The organism is Streptomyces smyrnaeus (assembly GCF_017676345.1).
In the GTDB taxonomy this organism is placed as follows: Bacteria; Actinomycetota; Actinomycetes; order Streptomycetales; family Streptomycetaceae; genus Streptomyces; species Streptomyces smyrnaeus.
Genome location: NZ_JAFFZM010000011.1, coordinates 133,282 through 152,540 on the forward strand (window position 1 = coordinate 133,282; position 19,259 = coordinate 152,540).

Below are 19,259 nucleotides of genomic sequence, written 5' to 3' on the forward strand. Positions count from 1 at the left end.
AGCACCGGCGGGCTTTCCTGACCCGCGACACCGGCCCGTTGCGCCGCCGCCGTCCGGTCAGGAGTTCTCGACGACCTCGACCGTGCCGGCGTCCCCGTCGACCACGATCAGGTCCCCGGTGTGGATGACCTGCGTCGCGAACTTGGTGTTCACGACGGACGGCACATTGAATTCCCGCGCCACGATCGAACTGTGCGAGAGCATCGATCCGATGTCGGTGACGACGCCTCCCGCGATGGCGAACAGCGGGGTCCATGTCGCGTCGGTGTAGCGGGTGATCAGGATTTCTCCGGCCTGGAACTCGTCGGCCTGCCAGACGAGGTCCTCGATGACCCGGGCCCGGCCCACCACCCGGCCGGGGCTGGAACCGAGCCCCTCCAGGTGCTCCCCGTCGGGAACGGGCCGCACGGCGGAAGCCGGGTCGTGCTCGCCCACGAAGGTGAGCGGCGGCTCCGGCAGCCGCTTGTGGTATTCGTGCAGTCGCCGGGCTCCGTCGATCTTGGCCCGGTCGAACGCCTCCGCCTCGGACAGCTCACCGGCCAGATAGGCGCGGATGTCCTCGAAGTCGAGGTACGCCACCTCGTCCATGGAGTGCAGCACCCCGGCCTCCAGCAGGCGCCGGCCCACTTCGTAGACCACGTTGCGCACCAGCCAGATCGAGGTGATCATCGACATCCGGGTGACCTCGCGAAGCTCGCTGTAGGTCCGGTACATCGAGATGGCCGCCTCCACGGCCCGCCGTTTGGGCAGCGGCAGTTGCTTCAGCACCGTGTGCGAGGCGTCCTGCCGGCCGCCGCTGCGCCGGAGGATGTCGTCGATGGAGAACCCGTCCGCGGCGTAGCGCCGGATCATCTGGAAGACGTACGACGGGTCGTCGATCCACCGGGGATGGGTGATCTCCATCTCCTGCGGCCCGCGGGTGCCGTGGGCGCGCAGGAAGGGCTCCATCTGCTCCTGCCAGAACTCGCGGCCCTCCTCGTCGGCGCGGAGGGCTTCCTCGATGCCGTCCAGCGGCAGTTCCTCGATGAGTGCCAGCACCCGCGGCCGGTCCTTGGCGGCCTGGGCCACGGACCAGATCTCCTTGGCCGACTCCACGGTGCGCAGGTTCGACATGTCGGTCTTCACGCGGTTCTGCAGGTTGACGCCCTCGTCGCCGAGCCACTGCTTGCACAGCTCCGCCAGCACCGCGTAGAAGCCGAACGCGTGGATGTAGTAGGGCATGTAGCCCACATGCATGTCGTGGAAGTACCCGAGGCGGCGCTTGAGCTCCATGTCCAGTTCGCTGCGGCCCATCCGGGTCAGGTCCAAAGCCCTGTCGCGGTCGAACTCATAGGCGCGGGAGGAGGACATCCGCTTGGCCCGGGCCTTCATGTCCGTCAGCTCGTTGGCGGTGGTGCGGAGCCAGAAGGCGATCGACAGGGCGTCGGTGAGGCCGCCGGGGAACCGGCCGAAGGGGTTCTCGTACCCGGTCAGGTCCACCTCCTCGCTGACGAATCGGCTGGTGAAGCGCCACTGGTCCCGGGTGGGCAGACACTGTGCCATCACATAGGCGCTGTAGGAGATGTTGAGGTAGACGTGCCCTTGCACATAGCCCATCGGCAGATCGGGGTCGCCGGTGACCCGGGCGCCGAGGGCCGAGGTGCAGTCCAGGTGCACATGCTGCTGGTAGTACCGGGCGAAGCTCAGCCCCAGCGGGGTCATCAGCCCGACGAAGATCTCTCCGATGTCCATCCGCGACCACAGGGTGCCCTGCTCGATCGCTTCCTTCTGCGGGGTGACGTACGGACTGCGGGCGCCGCCCGGACGGTCACCGGACCCGGCGGCGGGGCGGGTGGTGATGGGCCGCGTCTGGAAGAACCAGAGCGCGCCGTCGCGCATCCCCCACTCGATGTCCTGCTCCGCGCCGTACCTGCTGCGCAACCGCAGGGCGTGCCGGGAGAGTTCGGCCAGCTGCTCCCGCGACAGACAGGGCACATTGCGGGCCGCGGCCTCGACCCTGGTCATCCCGATCTTCCCGGGCGCCAGCGGGGCGCACTTGGTCACCTTGTGCCGGACCCGCTCCTCGACGACCTCGAGGGTGCGGTCGTCGACCACGAAGTAGTCGCTGGACACCCGGCCGGAGACCAGCCCCTCCCCCAGGCCCTGGCACGCCTCGACGACGATGCGGTGCGGGCGGGCGCTGACGGGGTCGACCGTGAAGGCGACACCGCTCACATCCGCGTGGACCATCTCCTGCACCACCACCGCGATGGCGCCGGGCGCGCTGTCGTCGTCGCGGTAGGCGCTGGCACGGTCCGACCACAGGGAGGCCCAGCAAGTGCGTACGGCGTCCAGCAGATCCGCGTCGCCGGACACGTCCAGGATCGTGTCGTGCTGGCCGGCGAACGACTGGCCCGCGGAGTCCTCGCGCAGGGCGGAGGAGCGCACGGCCACCCGGGGGCGCCCCAACCGGGTGTATCCGGCGAGGATCGCCTCCGCGATGGAGGGCGGTATCCCGGTGGCCAGCACCCGCTCCCGCGCGGAGCGGCTGTCGGTGCCGCGCAGTTCGGACGCCAGGCCGGTCTCGCTCAGATACGCGGCGAAGAGTTCGGTGGTGAGGCAGAAGGCGGGCGGTACCGGCAGTCCGTCCGCCAGCATCTCGCCGATCCGGGCGGCCTTCCCGCCGAGGACGGCCGGGTCGGGCTGCGGCTCCGCGCCGAGGAGGACGACCTGGTCGGCGTACGCCCCGGTGACCGGGGTGTCGGTTGCGTGCGTTGTCATGGTGAGGTCTCCTGACCGCTCAGTCCAGCGCGAGCTGTGCGTTGGTGCCCGTGCAGGCGCGGAACTGCTCACCCGGGATGACCTGGGTGGCCTCGACATCGGTGAACCCGGCCTCCTCCAGTTGCTCCACCAGTTCGCCCTCCCGTGGCAGCGGACCGCCGAAGTCGGAGAAGTGGAACCACAGGTTGAGCGCTTCCAGGCCGGTGTTGCCGCCCTGGCAGGAGGTGGTCAGCAGAAGCTTGCCGCCGGGCGCGAGCAGCCGGCGCGCCCGGCGCAGCGTCTCGACCCGGTCGTCCTGCGGGAAGTAGTAGATGTTGTTGTGCATCGTGACCAGGTCGAACTGCGGCTCCAGGTCCAAGGTGCGCAGATCGCCCTGCCGGGTCTCGACCCGGTCCGTGAGCCCCCACTCGGCCATGTTGGAGGCGGCCTGATCGGCGACGTTCTTCTGCATGTCGATGGCGAGCGCCGAGAGCCTGGGGTTGAGCCGGGCGGCGTGGCGTACGTACGTCCCGCTGCCGCAGCCGACCTCCAGCAGCCGCACCGGCCGGGAGCGCTCCAGGTTGCGGTCGACGGCCGCCTCCACGAAGGACTCGACGACCCGGGTGGAGCGGGCAATGACCGCGCCGTCCTGGTCGTCCAGCGAGAAGCGCTCGCCGCCGCGCAGCATGTTCGGCCCGTGCAGCAGTGCCGGCACATGGAAGCGGATCACTTCCTCCAGCGCGGCGGCGACCGCGTCGTTGCCCGGCTGGGCCAGGAACTTCGCCGTGAAGCTGTTGAGCCGGTAGCAGCCCTCGCCCGTACCGAAGTCACCGAGCTTGACGCCCATGTCGAGCCAGGCACGGAGCCGGTCCTTCTCGGCCGGGCCGATCTGGAGCCTGTCGGCCAGCGACTCCAGGTCGCACGGCCGCGCCGCCAGGCAGCGCAGGACCCCCGAGTTGGAGGCGGACGCCAGGAAGGCCAGCCGGTAGGTCGGCTCGATCAGCCCCTTGGAGAGCGCGAGCAGCACCGGCAGTCGCGGATTGCTCAGCACTTTCAGTATCTGCAGCAGGTCGGTGACGGGCTCCTCGACGCGGCTGCGAACGGTGGTGGCGAGACTCAAGAGGTCCATGGTGCGTTCCTTCGCGCGTTGACGGGCTGAGGTCCGGCGTCCGGTGCTGTGCGCACGTGGTCGAGCTCGTCGCGCAGCTGCCGCAGCAGTCGGTCCCGGGAGGGGCCGCCGTTCAGGAAGAAGTGGCCGCCGTCCAGGTGACGGCGCAGGAAGGACCCGGAGGTGTACGCACGCCACGCCTCCGTCTGCGGCGCGGAGGCGAGGGCGTCCCGGGAGGCGGAGAAGGCCGTCATCGGGCACCGCAGCGGCGCACGTGGTCGCCATCGGTACGTCTCGCACACCCGAAGGTCGGCGCGCAGCACCGGCAGCCTGCGCTCGAAGTAGGCGGCGTCGACGGCCCGGTCCCGGTCGAGACCACCCAGGTCGCTGACCAGCTCGCGCAGCTCGTCGTCGGGCAGGAGGTGGTCTTCGCGCGTCCCGTACAGGTGGGGTGCCCTGCTGCCGGAGACGAACAGGTGCGACGGTTCCGGCTCGCCTCGCTCGCGCAGTTCGCAGGCCACCTCGTAGGCCAGCAGCGCGCCCATGCTGTGACCGAACAGCGCGTAGTCGTGACTGAGTTCCGCCTCCACCAGCGCGGTGGCCAGCGCCGTGACGAGTGGTTCGAGCGCCGTGTGGGGCGGCTCGCGCAGGCGCCGGCCCCGGCCCGGGAGTTGGGCGGGGACGACGTGGATGTCCGCTCCCAGCCGCTCCTGCCAGCCCCGGTAGACGGAGGCGGTGCCGCCCGCGTACGGGATGCACACCAGTGGCCGCGCCCCGGCGTCGCCGGCGGCCGGGCCGGGGAACCAGCCGGCCGTCCGGGAGGTGGTCTCAACGGGAAACATGTGCGCGCCCCTCGTCGGAGTCCAGCCACGCGACGGTGCGGCGCATGCCCTCCTCGAAGTCGACCGTGCTCTTGAATCCGAAGTCCTGCTGCGCCCGCCTGATGCCGTAGGACTGATCGCGGTCGAACAGGTGGACGGTGTGCCGGGTCAGGATCGGGCGGGAGGAGATCTTCAGTGCGCCGTACAGCTTCTCGGAGAGGGTGGCGACGGCGGTGGCGACGGGAGCCGGCAGATTGAGCCACGGCGGCTTGACGCCCATTCCCGCGGCGAGCGCTTCCACGTACTGGCGCCAGGTCGTCAGCTCGGGGTCGCGCAGGTTGTAGACCTTGCCGACCGTCTCCTCGGACGTGGCGGCGGCGATCATGGCGTCGACGGCGTTGTCGACGTAGAGCAGACCGGCCGGAACCTGGCCGCCCCGGATGTAGAGCATCTGCTTCTGCAGCAGGAGGTTGCCGATCTCGATCACGAAGTCCTTGCTGCGGGGCCCGTACACCGACACCGGCCGCACGATGGTGACCGGTACCCCGGTCTCGGCCGCGGCGTTGCGCACGGCGCGCTCACCGAGCAGCTTGCTGCGGTTGTAGGGCAGCCCGATGTCCTTGCAGCCGGCCGCCTCGTCGCAGGGCTGCTTGGGGTAGCCGTAGACATCGGTGGTGCTGACGTGCAGGACCCGGGCCACGGTGCCCGCCTGGTGGGCGGCCTCGACGAGCTGCCGGGCACCGTGGACGTTCGCCCGCTGGAAGTCCTCCCAGGGCCCCCAGTCCGCCGACATGCCCGCACAGTTGTAGATGTGGGTCACGCCCTTGGCGGCCCGGCACAGGCTGTCCGGATCGTCCAGGTCTCCGGTCTCGATCTCGTCCGCCGCGTCACCGAACCCGGAGCGGTCGCTGCCGGGCCGTACGAGGACGCGGACGCGGTGGCCGAGTTCGGCCAGCCGCCGGGTGAGGTGGCCGCCGATGAAACCACTGGCGCCGGTGACCAGCACGTCGGCCGTGCCGTCCCGGGGCCCGTGGCTTACCGCGGCCGCACTGAGGTCATTGTCTTGGGTAGCCATGATCACACCAGAAGGTCGAGGGACTGTTCGAGGTCGGCTTCGCTGTGGTCGGCGTTGATGAAGAAGCGCAGTCGGCACGCGTCGCGCGCCACGGCGGGATAGCCGATGGGCATGACGTTGACGCCCTGCTCCAGCAGCGAGTTGGACAGCGCCATGGTCTTGTTCCAGTCGCCGACGATGACCGGGATGACGGCCGACGCACGCGAGACCCCGATGTCGAGGCCGCGCTCCCTGGCCCGGGTCCGGAAGAACTCGGCGAGCTGCTGCAGTCGTCCCACGCGCTCCGGCTCGTCCCGGATGACCCGGAACGCCTCCAGGGCCGCCGCCGTGTTGGCCGGTGAGATGCCCGTGCTGAAGATGTGCAGGGGGGCGGTGAACTTGAGGTACTCGATGATCGGGTGCCGGGCGGCGATGAAGCCGCCGAGACTGCCGATCGCCTTGCTCAGGGTGCCCATCCACAGGTCCACATCGGCGCGTGCGACGGGGAAGTGCTCGCCGATGCCGCGGCCCGTGCGACCGAGCACACCGAGGGAGTGCGCCTCGTCGATCATCAGCATCGCGCCGTGCCGCTGCTTGACCTCGATGAAGCGTGGCAGCTCCGGAATGTCGCCGTCCTGGCTGTAGGCGCCCTCGATGACGACCAGCGCCCTGCGGTAGCGGGAGCGGCCCGCGGCGAGGATCCGGTCGAGTGCCTGCCAGTCGTTGTGCGGGAAGGGCCTGCGCTGCGCGCCGGAGAGGATGCAGCCCCGCACCGTGCTGTCGTGGCTCCACTCGTCGTGGACGATGAGGTCCTCCGGGCCGAACAGGTGCCCGACGGTGGCGACGTTGGTGGCATGGCCCCCGGCGAAGACGATGGCGGCCTCGGTGCCCAGGAAGGAGGCCACCTCGGCATCGAGCTCGTGGTGCAGGGGCGTCTCACCGAACAGCAGCGGCGTCGCCGAGCTGGAGGTGCCGTAGGTGTCGATGGCCTCCTTGGCCGCCTCCCGTACCCGCGGGTGGTGGGAGAGGGCTAGGTAGTTGAACGCGGCGAAGTTGACGGCCTTGCGGCCGTTGACGGTGACGACGCCGGAGTTGAACCCCTCGTGGGTACGGCCGTAGGGGTTGTCACCGTGTGCGACGGTCTGCCGCAGGCGGTCCTGCAGTTCCGCGTACTCCGGCCACTCCTCGATGGTGTACTCCGGCTTCACTACGGGCGCCGGTGCGGCGGTCGGCAGCCCGGGCGGCGACTGCGGCGTCGCCGACGGCGGCGGCGCCACGGCGGCCTGGTGGGCCACCGGCAGCTGCGCGCCCGCCTGCCGGCCCGCCCCGGCCCCGGTGAGCAGGTCGGTCACATCCCGCACGGTGGGGTCGTCCGGCAGATCGTGCCGCAGCCGCTCCGCCTCCAGCGGGAAGCAGGCCGAGATCCGGCGCTGCAGATCGGTACGCATCAGCGAGTCCAGCCCCAGGTCCGTGCCGAGCCTGGCGTACGCGGGAATCTGCTCGGCGGGGAAACCGCAGACCCGGGCGACACTCTCCAGCACGATCTCGCCGACAGCAGCCGGCGCGTCGGTGCCGGGCCGGGTCGTCAGCGGGTGGGGAGAGTCCGAGGTCGCCGGGAGGGGCGCGGCGGACGGGAGCGGCGGCGCGCCCCCGCCCGGCAGGCCGTCCACGGTGCCGTGGGAGCCGGTTGAGGGGTTCCCCGCACCGGATGCCGACGGCGCCGCGGGCGGTGTGAACCAGTAGGACTCGCGCTCGAAGACGGTGTGCGGGACCGGCACCCGCCTCGGCGGCGCGTCCCGGTCGAGCGCATGCCAGTCGACGTCACCGCCTGCGCAGTGCAGCCGGCCGAGCGAGCTGAGGAGCGTGGCCCATTCACCGGCGCCCCTGCGTACGGACGGCAGCCACAGGGGCCGTCCGTGCGGCCCCTCCCTCTCCTGCGTCATGGCCCGGCCGGCGGACAGGAGCGTGGGGTGCGGTCCGATCTCGACGAACGCGTCACACCCCAGCCGTCGCAGGGTCGCGAACCCGTCGGCGAACCGGACGGTACCGAGCATGTGCCGCACCCAGTAGTCGGCGTCCACCCTCTCGACGCGTTCCCCGGTGGTGTCGGAGATCCAGGGGATGCCCGGCTGCCCGAAGTCGATGTCGTCCAGGCTCTTGCGCAGCGGGGCCGCTGCCGCGTCCATCAGCCCGGAGTGGAAGGCGTGCGAGACGGCGAGCGGGCGCACCTCGATCCGCCGTGCCTCCAGTGCTTCCCGCACCTCGTGGATGTCCGCCGCCGGCCCGGAGAGGACCAGATGCCGGTCGGTGTTGACGGCGGCGACCGCCACCGACGGGAAGTCGGCGGATATCTCCCTCACGGTGTCGGCCTCGCCGACGCAGGCGATCATCCGTCCCTCACCGGGCTGCTCGTCCATGTGCCTGCCCCGCTCGGCGGCGAGCAGGAGCGCGTCCTCCAGGGACAGCACCCCGGCCGCACAGGCCGCCGGGATGGCGCCGACGCTGTGTCCGAGGACCGCGGCCGGGCGTACACCGAGCGCCGTCCACAGTTCGGCGAGGGCGGCCGAGAACGCCACCATCGCGGGCTGGCAGTACCGCGTGCTGCGCAGCCGCTCGTCCCCGTCCTCGTCGAAGAGGAGATCGAGCAGCGAGGTACCCAGCAGCGGGCGCGCCACCTCCTCGGCCCGGTCCAGGGTGTCGGCGAACGCGCTGTGCGCCGCGTACAACTCCCTGCCCATGCCGGCGTACTGCGTCCCCTGGCCGCTGAAGAGGAAGGCCGTCGTGGGCGCGGGTCCCTCCACGGTGCTGCCCCGGGTGACGGCCATCGACCGTTCCTCCCGTGCCAGCGCGGCGAGGGCGGCGTCGAGTTCCTCGGTCGTGGTGAAGGTGAGCGCGGCGCGGTGGGGCAGTTGGGTGCGGCCGGTGTTCGCCGCGTGGCACAGCGCGGCCGGCGACACGTCCTGGTGGGCGGCGAGATGGGTGCGGTAGCGATGGGCGAGTGCGGTGAGGGCGGTGGGGGTGTGGGCGGACAGGCACAGGGTGTGTGCCGGACGAGGAGTGGTCACCGGCTGTTCCTCCGGTACGGCTGCGGGCGGTGCCTCGACGATCAGATGGACGTTGGTGCCGCCGAAGCCGAAGGAGCTGACACCGGCCCGTGCCGTGGTGCCGGCTGCCAGCGCGCGGCGTCCGGTCGGCACGTGCAGACCGGAGCCGTCCCAGTCCAGGTGCCGGTTCGGCTTCTCCAGGTGGAGCAGGGGCGGCACCTCCCGGTGGCCGACCACCAGTGCCGCCTTGATGAGCCCGGCGACTCCCGCAGCCGCCTCCAGGTGCCCGATGTTGGTCTTGACCGATCCGATGAGGCAGGGCTCCTCGGCGGGACGCTCCTGGCCGTACACCTGCGCGAGGGCCTCCCACTCGACGGGGTCCCCCAGCGCGGTTCCGGTGCCGTGCGCCTCGACATAGTCGATCTGCCCGGGCTCGACCCCGGCCTGGGCGAGCGCTCTGGTGATGACGGAGCGCTGGGCCGAACCGCGCGGCGCGGTCAGGCCGTTGCCGCGCCCGCCGTGCGCGAGTGCCGAGCCGGTGATCGTGGCGTAGACCCGGTCGCCGTCGGCCAGCGCGGCCGAGAGCGGCTTGAGGCAGACCAGACCGACGCCCTCGCCGCGCACATAGCCGTCGGCAGCATCGTCGAACGTGCGGCAGCGGCCGCCTGGAGAGAGCATCTCCCCGTCGGCCAGCGCCGCCGACAGGCCGGGGGTGAGCAGCAGGTTGACTCCCCCGGCCAGTGCGAGACGGCTCTCGCCGCCGCGCAGACTCGTGCAGGCCAGGTGGATCCCGGCGAGCGACGAGGAACAGGCCGTGTCCACCACGAGGCTGGGCCCGTGCAGGTCGAAGAAGTAGGAGAGCCGGTTGGCCGCGACGGACGGTGCGTTGCCGGTCGCCGCGTAGACGTCCGCGCTGCCCGGGTGCGCGAGCTGGAGCTGCCCGTAGTCCTGGCTGCTCATCCCCACGACGACGGCGGTGTCGCTGCCGGCCAGCCCGGCGGGCGCGATCCCCGCGTCCTCGAAGGTCTGCCAGGCGGTCTCCAGCAGCAGCCGCTGCTGCGGGTCCATCCGGAGCGCCTCGCGGGCGGAGATCCCGAAGAAGCGGGCGTCGAACTCGTCCACCCGGTCCAGGAAGCCGCCCTGCTCCGGGGTCCGCGCCTGGTACGGGTCCCACCGCTCGCGGGGCACCTCGCCCACCGCGTCCCGGCCGTCGAGGAGGAGCCGCCAGTAGCTTTCGACGTCCGGGGCGCCGGGGAAGCGGCAGCCTATCCCGATGATCGCGATCGGCTCGTCGGCGGCGGGGGGCGCGGCGGTCGGGCCCGCGGTGCGGGCGGCGGCGTCGGCCGTGGCGCCGGCCGCGGTCGCCGCTCGGCCCCGCGCGCCGAAGCGGGTGGCGACCTGGCGGATGGTCGGGTGGTCGAAGACGGCCCCGGTGGGCAGCCTGCGCCCGAGCCGGTCGCCGAGCTCGCCCACGACGGCCACGGCCTGCTTCGAGTCCAGCCCGAGGGAGGCGAAGGTCCGGGTGGGGTCGACGACCGCGGCGGGCAGTCCGAGCCGGCGGGCGACCCGCTCGGTCAGCCAGGCTTCCAGCTCGGCGCTGCTCGGCTCCGCCCCGGCGGGACTCGCGGTGGGGCTCGCGGTGGGGCTCGCGGTGGGGCTCGCGGTGGACGGCCCGGTGGCCGCTCCCGGCGCCGCGCTGTCGTGTCCGGCGGCGGCCAGTTCGCCGTCCAGCAGCTCGACGAGCGTGTCGGCGTCCGGGCGGACCAGCAGGTCACCGATCGCTATCCGGACGCCGAGCCGTTGCTCGACGGCGGCCACCAGCTCCAGCAGCCGGGGGTAGTCGAGGCCGAGTGCGGCGAAGCCGCACTGTCCGGGCTCCTCCGCCAGGGCGGGGCCGCACGCCTGCGTCAGCGCCTCGGTGACGACGGCGGTCACCTGGGCGCGGCGTTCCTCGGCGGACGGAGCGGAACGGGGTGCGGCGGGGATCGGCCCGCCGGGTGCCGTGGTCTCCACCTCGCGGGCGACGCTGGCGGCCACCACCGTCATGTTCAGGTCGAGGAAGTCGCGCCGGGTGCCCTGACGCTGGATCTTGCCGCTGGTGGTCTTGGACACGGAGGAGTGCCGCACCAGCGCGAGGGTGTGCGGGGAGACCTGGTGCTCCTCGGCGAGCGCGGTACGCAACCGCGCCAGCACCGCCGCGGGTTCGTCCGTGCCCCGGCCGATCTCGTAGACGAGCGCGAGCTGTTCCCCCTCGGGTGTGGGCACGCCGAAGGCGGCCCCGTTGTCCGGGCGTACGGCCTCGGTGGCCTTCTCGGCGGTCAGTTCGATGTCGTGCGGGTAGAAGTTGCGGCCCTGGACGATGACGACGTCCTTGGTGCGCCCGACGAGGAAGAGCTGACCGTCCCGCCGGTATCCCAGATCGCCGGTGCGCAGCCAGCCGGTGCCGGGTTCGCCGTCGAGATGGACGTCGAACGTCTCGGCCGTCAGATCGGGGCGGTTCCAGTAGCCGAGGGCCACGTTCGGCCCCGACAGCCAGACTTCTCCGATGTGCTCCTCGCCGGTGCGCTGCCGGGTCGCCGGGTCGACGACCGCCACCTGGGTGTCGGGGACCGCGGGACCGCAGCCGACGACGCGGGTGACGCGGGCGGTCCCGGGGCCCGCGTCGCGGACCGCTCCGGCCGCCAGCGCCTCGGCGTCGACGGTGTGCACGGTCGGTTGCTCGTGGGGGCCGATCCCGGTGGCCATGAGGGTGGCCTCGGCAAGTCCGTAGCAGGGCAGCAGGGCCCGGCGCTCGAAGCCGGCCGGCGCGAAGTAGTCGGCGAAGCGCTCCAGGGTGTCGGCGCGCACCGGCTCGGCACCGTTGAGCGCCAGCCGCCAGTGGCTCAGGTCCAGGGCGTCGCGCTCCTGGGGGGTGACGCGCCGAAGGCACTGCTCGAAGCCGAAGTTGGGGGCGACGCTCGTCGAGGCGCGGGTGCTGGAGAGGGTCTCCAGCCACAGCAGCGGCCGCTGCACAAAGGTCATCGGCGCCATGAGGTGGGAGGTGAATCCCCCGTAGAGCGGGGTGAGCAGCCCTCCGATGAGGCCCATGTCGTGGTAGGGCGGCAGCCAGGAGACCATCCCCGACCCGGCGTCGAGTTCGAGTCGCAGATGGGAGGAGCGCAGGTTGCTCACGAGATTGCCGTTGCTGACCATGACGCCCTTCGGCGCCGAGGTCGATCCGGAGGTGTACTGGAGGAAGGCGAGCGAGTCGCCCGTCGTGCCGGGGTCCTCCCACTCCGCTGCCTCGGCCCCGCCCAGTTCGTCCTCGGTCAGCCAGCACAGCCGGTCGAGCCCGAGGCTCGCCAGCTCGGCGCGCTCGCCGTGCGCGGCCTTCCGGATGCTGCGGGTGGTGAGGGCGTGGGTGGCACCCGAGTCACGGGCGATGGCGGCCAGGCGCTGCATCGTCTGCCCGAACTTGGCGTTCTGCGGCGGGTAGGCGGGGACGGCGACGGCTCCGGCGTACAGGCACCCGAAGAACGCGGCGATGTAGTCGAGCCCCGGAGGGTGGAGCAGCAGCACCGGCCGTCCGCTCAGTTGCGCGCGCTGGAGGTGGACGGCGACCGCGCGGGCGCGCCGGTCCAGTTCGGCGTGGTCCCACGAGGTGCTGGTGCCGGTGGTGTCGGAGAGGAAGCGGTAGGCGACCGCGTGCGGCGCCAGCTCGAAGCGCCGCCGCAGCAGCCCGGCGACGGTCGCCGGTTCCGCTCCTTGCCAATGCGTCTCGATCGGGCCTGGAGTCACAGTCGTTCGTCTCCGTCACTATCGAGCCGCGCCGGTGGGCGCCGCGGTGGACTGGGCCGGGCCGTGCGCCAGTCGGCGGTAGTCGGCCTTGCCGTTGGCGTTGCGCGGCAGCTGGTCGAGACAGGTCGCGGTGTGCGGCAGCATGTAGGTCGGCAGGCGCCGTGCGCAGTGCTGCTTGATCCGCACCAGGCTCGGCCTGGGGGCTCCTGGGTGCAGCGTGTAGTAGAGAGCCAGTCGCGCCTGCTGCCCCTCCCCGGTGAGGAGCACCGCCGCGTCGGCGATGTCCGGGTGCTGCTGCACGGCCGCCTCGATCTCGCCGAGCTCGATCCGGTAGCCGGAGAGCTTGACCATGCGGTCCTCGCGGCCCCGGTAGACGAGCCGGCCGTCGCTCTCGTAGCTGACGAGGTCACCGGTGGGGTGCTTGCCCGCGCAGTGGTGCGCCGTGGCGGGGTCCGCAGTGCGGCGCCAGTAGCCGGGGGTCACACAGTCGCCCTCGACGATCAGATGGCCGATCACATCCGGCTCCGTCACCGGGGCTCCGTTGTCGTCGACGACGTTCAGCCGGGCGCCGGTGATCGGCCCGCCGATGGGGACCGGCGTCTCGCGCCGCAGGTCCTGCGGGCGCACCCGGTGGAAGGTGCACACGTTGGTCTCCGTCGGCCCGTAGAGGTTGTAGAGCGCGGTGTCCTCGGGCAGCAGCTCGACCAGGTCCCGCAGCCGGGGTACGGGGAAGACCTCGCCCGCGAACAGCACATAGCGCAGCGAGCGGGCGCCCTCCCGGGTGAGCGCTCCGGAGGCGGTAAGCAGGCTCAGGATCGAAGGCACGGAGTACCACACGGTGACGCCGTGCTCGCGGATTCCCGCCGCCAACGCCGAGACGTCCCGTGCCGCCGCATCTCCGACGACCCACAGGGCGGCCCCGGAGGTCAGCGCGGTGAACAGGTCGAAGGTGCTCAGATCGAAGTTGAACGAGGCGTGGTTGGCGAACACGTCGTCGGGTCCCACCTCCAGCTCCTGGCGGGCCCAGCCGACGAAGTTGGCGAGGTTGCGGTGCGAGATCCGCACGCCCTTGGGGGAGCCCGTGGAGCCGGAGGTGTAGAGGATGGCCGCCAGGTCGGTCGCTCGCAGCGAGGGCAGCAGCGTGATCCGGCCGGGCGCGACCCCCGCGAAGTCCGTCCAGGAGCGGACGGGCAGCCCGCAGGCCGTGGCGGGCGGGTCGTCGCCGTCGACGACGATCATCGTGAGGGAAGGGGGCAGTGGGCCGTCGTCCAGCGCGGCCAGATGACGCGGGTCGGTGAACAGGACGGTCGGTTCGGCGTCGGCCAGGATGGTCAGCACCCGCTGCTTCGGCTGACCGCCGTCGAGCGGCACATAGGCGCAGCCGACCTCCAGCGCGGCGAAGATCGCCTCCGCGTAACGGGGCTGCTTGTCCATCCAGATGGCGATGCGGTCGCCCGGCCGGACGGCGAGGTCGAGCAGCCGGACGGAGAGCGCGTCGACGCGGGCGGTGAACTCGCCGTACGTCACCGTCTCCGCCCCCACGAACGCCGGGCGTTCGGCGTGGTCCGGGGGGAGGTCGCGGGGCAGCCGGATCACGGCGGGGTGTGCGTGCATCGTCCTTGCCTCCTGTGCGCTCACCGGCCGGCCCGCCGCACGCCGGTCTCACGTGCCGCGTCGAGGAAGATCTCGGCGGCGAGTTCGAGGTCTTCCGGGGTGTGCTCGCAGGTCACGCTCACCCGCAGCCGGGCGTCCCCGAGCGGCACACCGGGGAAGACGACGGTCTGGCAGTACAGCCCGCGGGCCCGCACGGCGCGGCCCATCTCCATCGCCTGCCGCTCGTCGCCGATGCGGATGGGCAGGATGGCGCTCTCGGAGTTCTCCAGATCGAAGCCGGCCTCCAGCAGGCGTGCGCGGAGGGCGCCGATGTTCGTCCACAGGCGCTTGACCCGTTCGGGCTCCGCCTCCATGACGTCGATGGCGGCGATGAGACCGGCGGCGACCCCGGCGGGGATGTTGGCGGCGAAGACGTAGGAGTTGGAGTAGTAGCGCAGGTACTCGACGACCTCCTCGTCACCGACGACGAACCCGCCCATGCCGGCCAGTGCCTTGCTCATGGTGCCGAGTTCGAGATCGACCTCGCCCTTGAGGTTGAAGTGCTCGGTCGTGCCGGAACCGCGGGCGCCCAGCACGCCGGTCGCATGCGCGTCGTCGATCATCACGCGGGCGCCGTACGCCTTGGCCAGCCGGACGATGCCGGGCAGGTCGCAGATGTCGCCGTGCATGCTGAACACACCGTCGGCGACGATGAGGGTGCCCCCGGGCGAGTCGGCTCCGCGCCGCAGCACGCGTTCGAGATCCGCCATGTCGTTGTGCTGGTAGATCCTGCGGCTGCCGCCGGAGAGCTTGGCCCCGTCCACGATGCTCATATGGTTGAGCTTGTCGACCACGAGCGTGTCGTAGCTTTTGACCAGGGCCGAGATCGAGCCGAGGTTGGCGGCGTAGCCGCCCGGGTAGACGATGCAGGCGGGCCGCTGTTTGAAGGCGGCCAGGCGGCGCTCCAGCTCCTTGTGGAGCATGTTGGTCCCGCCGATGAAGCGGGATCCGGTGTGGGTGGCGCCGTAGCTGCGGGTCGCGTCGCACACGGCCTCGATCACCTTGGGGTGGTTGGCGAGGCCGAGGTAGTTGTTCGAGGCGAACATCAGGAACTCGCGCTTGCGCCCCGCCAGTTCGTCGAAGATGACCGCACGGTTCTCGCAGCGGGAGTGCAGCGGCATGCCGTACCAGTAGAGCCGGTCCTCCTCCCGCCCGCGCCGGTAGGCGCCGAAGCTGCGGGCCTTGGCGAACAGGTCGGGGTCGCGCTGCTCCACGAAGTCCTTCATCGAGCGGCTGTCCCAGCCGTCCTCGGTGCTGGACGGTGGTGCCTGGCGCTCCTCGCCCGTCTGCGGGCCCGGTCGGTCCTTCTGGCGCGCCGTTTCCGGCTCAGGTGCGGACGCGGCGGTGGCGGGCTCGCTGTGCGACCACGCCGCGCTCAGCAGGTCCGCCAGTTCCCGCAAGGTGGTGGCCTCGCCGGTGCCGGGCGCCGTCTCCGGCGCTCCGAACGTCTGCGCGACCTCCGCCACGACGGAGGTCAGGATCACGGAGTCGATGCCCAGGTCCCGTTCCAGATGGGAGTCGAGCCCGAGTTGGTCGCGCCGGTACTGCGTCTGGCGCAGCGCGGCGGAGACGAGGGCCGACAGGACGGTGTCCGGCCCGTCCGCCCAGGCCGCCCCGTCCTCGCGGCCCAGTTCGGCGGCGACGGCGTCGACGAGTTCCCGCAGGGTGGCCACCTGGCCGTTCAGCCTGCCGATACCGAAGCGCTCCTGGAGCGAGGCGAGGATCGACTCCAGAATGACCGAATCGATGCCCAGGTCCGCCTCGAAGTGGCTGTCGGGCAGCAGATGGGACTCGTCGTACAGAGTGCGCTCCGCGACGATTTCCACCACTTGTTTGTGCAGGAGCGCGAGGTCGGGGTGTTTTTCACCGGTCTCCGTCATGCGGCATTTCCTCCCTCGTCCTGGCGCAACCGGACGACCAGTGCGGAGATTGTGCGTACGGAACGGAAGTTCTTCAGCGTCACCTCCTGCATGGGCACGGTCATGGAGAATTCGCGCTGCAGGAATCCGACGAGATCGAAGATTCCCATCGAGTCGATGATGTTGAGTTCGGTGAGCGGGGTGTCCGGTTCCAGACTCTCGGCGTCGCCGTCCATCCAGACATCGACGATGTAGTCGCTGATGAGTTTCTGAGGTGTCATTGCCGTCCTCGGTTCGGTCGCCGTGGCGTGCCTGTCCGGCAGCGCCGCTCACGGTCCGTGCGGTCAGCTCCGTTCGACGGCGGGCCAGGTGAGCGTCGTCGCGCCCCACGTCAGGCCGCCGCCGAAGGCGGTCAGCAGCACACGGTCGCCGGGCGTCAGCGCACCCGCGGCATGGGCGTGGGCGAGTGCCAGCGGAATGGAGGCCGCGGCGGTGTTGCCGACCTCGGCGATGTTGCTGACGGCCCGCTCGCGCGGAAGCCCGATCTCGTCGGCCAGCCGCCGGGTGATCCGGTGATTCGCCTGGTGGGCGACGAGGTGGTCCACGTCCTCGACCCGCCAGCCGGTGCGGTCCAGCACCGTCTGCGCGCTCTGGCCCATCCGCTGGACCGCGAGCCAGAAGACCTTCTTGCCCTGCATGGTGAAGTAGTAGTCGTCGGGCGCCGGGCCCTGATCCGTGCCGTCGGGAGGGGGGCCGCCGGCCGGTACGGTGATCAGCTCCACCCCTTCGCCGTCGCTGCCGAGGTCGAACGGGCCCAGCGCGCCGGCCTCGTCCGGGTCCCCCGCGCGCAGCACCACGGCGCCGGCTCCGTCACCGAAGATCACCGAGGTGGAGCGGTCGGCGGGGTTGAGGATCCGGGAGAACGTCTCGGCGCCGATCACCAGTACGCGTTCGGCGCCGCCGGCCGCGATGAGGCCGGCGCCGGAGGCGAGCGCGTAGAGGAAGCCGGTGCACACGGCCGAGACGTCCCACGCCGCGGCGTGGCCCAGCCCCAGCTTGCTGGCCACGGTCGGAGCCGTCGCCGGGCACGGGCGGTCCGGGGTGGTGGTGGCCACGACGAGGGCGTCGACATGCGGATCGCCGGAGGATTTCAGCGCCCTGGAGCCGGCCCCGACGGCCAGATCCGAAGTGAGCACGCCCGCCTCGGCCATGTACCGCTGTCTGATCCCGGTCCGGGACCGCACCCATTCGTCCGAGCTGTCCAGCCGCGCGGCGAGCTCCTCGTTGGTGACCAGCCTGGGCGGCAGGCAGCCCCCGAGGCCGGCCAGTACGGCCGCGCGGGTCATCGGGCGCTGTCCGCTGGACGGCTTTCGATGTGGACCTCCCGGCGAGGCGCTTGACGTGGCCGAGACGTAAGACGACGACGGCAGAAAACCACCGCGTGCTCCTCCCCGTGGATGACAGCCCATGGGCTCCGGTCGCTCGCAACGTATGGGGCCCGGCTGACCGCACGCTGACCGATTGCTGACCCCCGCGGCCGTCAGGCATCGGTCAGCGCACGGTCAGCCGGCGCCCGCATAGTGGCCGCAACGCCTTGCAGCGCTTTCACGCGGTGGGGTACCGGTGCGGTACCGCGAATACGGGACGCGTCGACGGGACGAGTCGGTCGGTCTGTTCCGGAGAAGGGAAGATCACAGTCATGAGCGGTATGTACGAGAAACTGGTTGACATACTCGTCGATCACTTCGCCGTGGACCGGGGGAAGATCACCCCGGACGCCACCTTCGAAGAACTCAAGATGGACTCCCTCTTCCTCGTCGAGTTCCTGCTGGTGATCCAGTCCGAATTCGATGTGAAACTCGACGACGACGCCGCCACGCTGACCGACACCATCGGGCATGTGGCGGCGCTGCTGGAGGACCGGACCAAGGCCACGGCCCAGTGACAGCCCCCTCGTCCATCGCCGTCACCGGGCTGGGCCTGATCACGGCGGCCGGCATCGGGGCGGAGAAGACCTGGGAGGGGGTCTGCAGCGGCCGGTCGGCGGCGGCCAGGGACCCCCGGCTGGACGGACTTCCCGTCGACATCTCGTGCGCGGTACCCGGACTGGACCCGGCACGGCACGTCGGCAGGCGCAGCCCGCTGATGCACGACCGCTTCATCCAGCTCGCCATCGTGGCCGCGCGGGAGGCCGTCGCCGACTGCGGCCTCGACCCGGAAACCTGGGACGGAGCCCGCGTCGGCGTCGTGGTCGGCTGTGGACTCGGCGGCATCCAGACCATGGAGACCCAGCATCGCCGCCTGCTGGAGAAGGGCCCGGACTCCGTCTCGGCCCTCCTGCTGCCGATGCTGGTGCCCAACATGGTCGCGGGGCACCTGGCGATCGAGCTGCGGGCCACCGGCCCGAACTTCGTCACCGCGACGGCCTGCGCCTCCGGGGGTACGGCCATCGGCACCGCGGCGAGCCTGCTGCGCGACGGCTCGTGCGATGTCGTGCTCGCAGGCGGTACGGAAGCCAACGTGACGCCGCTGATGGTCACCGGCTTCCACCAGATGGGCGCGCTCTCCAAGCGGGTGGGGGAGCCGACGGCCGCCTCGCGCCCCTTCGACCAGGACCGCGACGGATTCGTGATCGGCGAGGGCAGCGGCATCCTCGTCCTGGAGCGCGAGGAGGACGCGGCAGCCCGCGGCGCCCGGGTCCGGGCGCGGCTGGCCGGTTACGGCGCTTCGGCCGACGCGCACCACATCACCGCGCCCGAGCCGGAGGGTGCCAGCGTCCTACGGGCCGTGAACACCGCCCTGGCCCAGGCGGGCGTCGGTGCGGGAGACATCCGGCACGTCAACGCGCACGGCACCTCGACGCCGCTCAATGACGCCGTCGAGGCCCGGATGCTGCGCCGGCTGACCGGTGACGGCGCTGCGGTCACCTCGACCAAGGGCGTGCTCGGGCACACCCTGGGCGCGGCCGGAGCGATCGAGGCCGCCTTGACGGTGCTCGCCGTCGAGCGGTCCACCATCCCGCCCACGGCCAACCTCGAACGGCAGGACCCCGCCCTCGAACTGGACATCGTGACCGGCGAACCACGCGAGGAGAAGATCGAGGTCGCCATGAGCAATTCGTTCGGGTTCGGCGGCCAGAACGCGGTCCTGATCTTCACGCCCGGCAGCTGATGCCACACCTGACGAGAAAAAGGTGGCGCCCCC

The 19,259-nt window shown here is 71.5% G+C and carries 11 protein-coding genes; 2 read left to right on the forward strand and 9 right to left on the reverse strand.

The window, feature by feature from the left end:
• Window positions 1–57 precede the first annotated feature (57 nt).
• The 9 genes from redH to JW613_RS19365 form a co-directional block, all read right to left on the reverse strand.
• Window positions 58–2,760, reverse strand: coding sequence for an undecylprodigiosin ligase RedH (redH, locus tag JW613_RS19325; protein ID WP_209212070.1), 2,703 nt, complete (start codon window positions 2,758–2,760; stop codon window positions 58–60).
• Between the two features lie 19 nt (window positions 2,761–2,779).
• Window positions 2,780–3,868 (reverse strand): SAM-dependent methyltransferase, encoded by a 1,089-nt coding sequence (locus JW613_RS19330; protein WP_209212071.1) that lies wholly within the window; start codon window positions 3,866–3,868, stop codon window positions 2,780–2,782.
• A complete protein-coding gene (locus tag JW613_RS19335; RefSeq protein WP_209212072.1) occupies window positions 3,856–4,689 on the reverse strand; it encodes a thioesterase II family protein in 834 nt (277 codons plus the stop codon). Before JW613_RS19335 ends, JW613_RS19330 begins: the two co-directional genes overlap by 13 nt.
• Complete coding sequence (locus JW613_RS19340; protein WP_209212073.1) at window positions 4,676–5,743, reverse strand: NAD-dependent epimerase/dehydratase family protein; 1,068 nt, start codon at window positions 5,741–5,743, stop codon at window positions 4,676–4,678. Before JW613_RS19340 ends, JW613_RS19335 begins: the two co-directional genes overlap by 14 nt.
• A gap of 2 nt (window positions 5,744–5,745) precedes the next feature.
• A complete protein-coding gene (locus JW613_RS19345) occupies window positions 5,746–12,543 on the reverse strand; it encodes a type I polyketide synthase (protein ID WP_209212074.1) in 6,798 nt (2,265 codons plus the stop codon).
• Between the two features lie 18 nt (window positions 12,544–12,561).
• A complete protein-coding gene (locus tag JW613_RS19350; RefSeq protein WP_209212075.1) occupies window positions 12,562–14,157 on the reverse strand; it encodes a D-alanine--poly(phosphoribitol) ligase in 1,596 nt (531 codons plus the stop codon).
• A 20-nt stretch (window positions 14,158–14,177) separates the two neighbouring features.
• Window positions 14,178–16,076, reverse strand: a complete 1,899-nt coding sequence (locus JW613_RS19355) for an aminotransferase class I/II-fold pyridoxal phosphate-dependent enzyme (RefSeq protein ID WP_209212076.1) — start codon at window positions 16,074–16,076, stop codon at window positions 14,178–14,180.
• Entirely contained in the window at window positions 16,073–16,336 is a 264-nt protein-coding gene (locus JW613_RS19360) for an acyl carrier protein (protein ID WP_099878134.1), read from the reverse strand. Before JW613_RS19360 ends, JW613_RS19355 begins: the two co-directional genes overlap by 4 nt.
• Before the next feature lie 63 nt (window positions 16,337–16,399).
• Window positions 16,400–17,401 (reverse strand): beta-ketoacyl-ACP synthase III, encoded by a 1,002-nt coding sequence (locus tag JW613_RS19365; protein WP_209212077.1) that lies wholly within the window; start codon window positions 17,399–17,401, stop codon window positions 16,400–16,402.
• Between the two features lie 353 nt (window positions 17,402–17,754).
• Between JW613_RS19365 and JW613_RS19370 the strand changes: the two genes are divergently transcribed.
• Together JW613_RS19370 and JW613_RS19375 are read left to right on the forward strand one after the other, a co-directional pair.
• Window positions 17,755–18,000, forward strand: a complete 246-nt coding sequence (locus tag JW613_RS19370) for an acyl carrier protein (protein ID WP_099878140.1) — start codon at window positions 17,755–17,757, stop codon at window positions 17,998–18,000.
• Window positions 17,997–19,226 carry a beta-ketoacyl-[acyl-carrier-protein] synthase family protein gene (locus JW613_RS19375; RefSeq protein ID WP_209212078.1) on the forward strand — a complete coding sequence of 410 codons (1,230 nt, stop codon included), beginning with the start codon at window positions 17,997–17,999 and terminating at the stop codon, window positions 19,224–19,226. The genes JW613_RS19370 and JW613_RS19375 overlap by 4 nt, the downstream gene beginning before the upstream one ends.
• Window positions 19,227–19,259 lie beyond the last annotated feature (33 nt).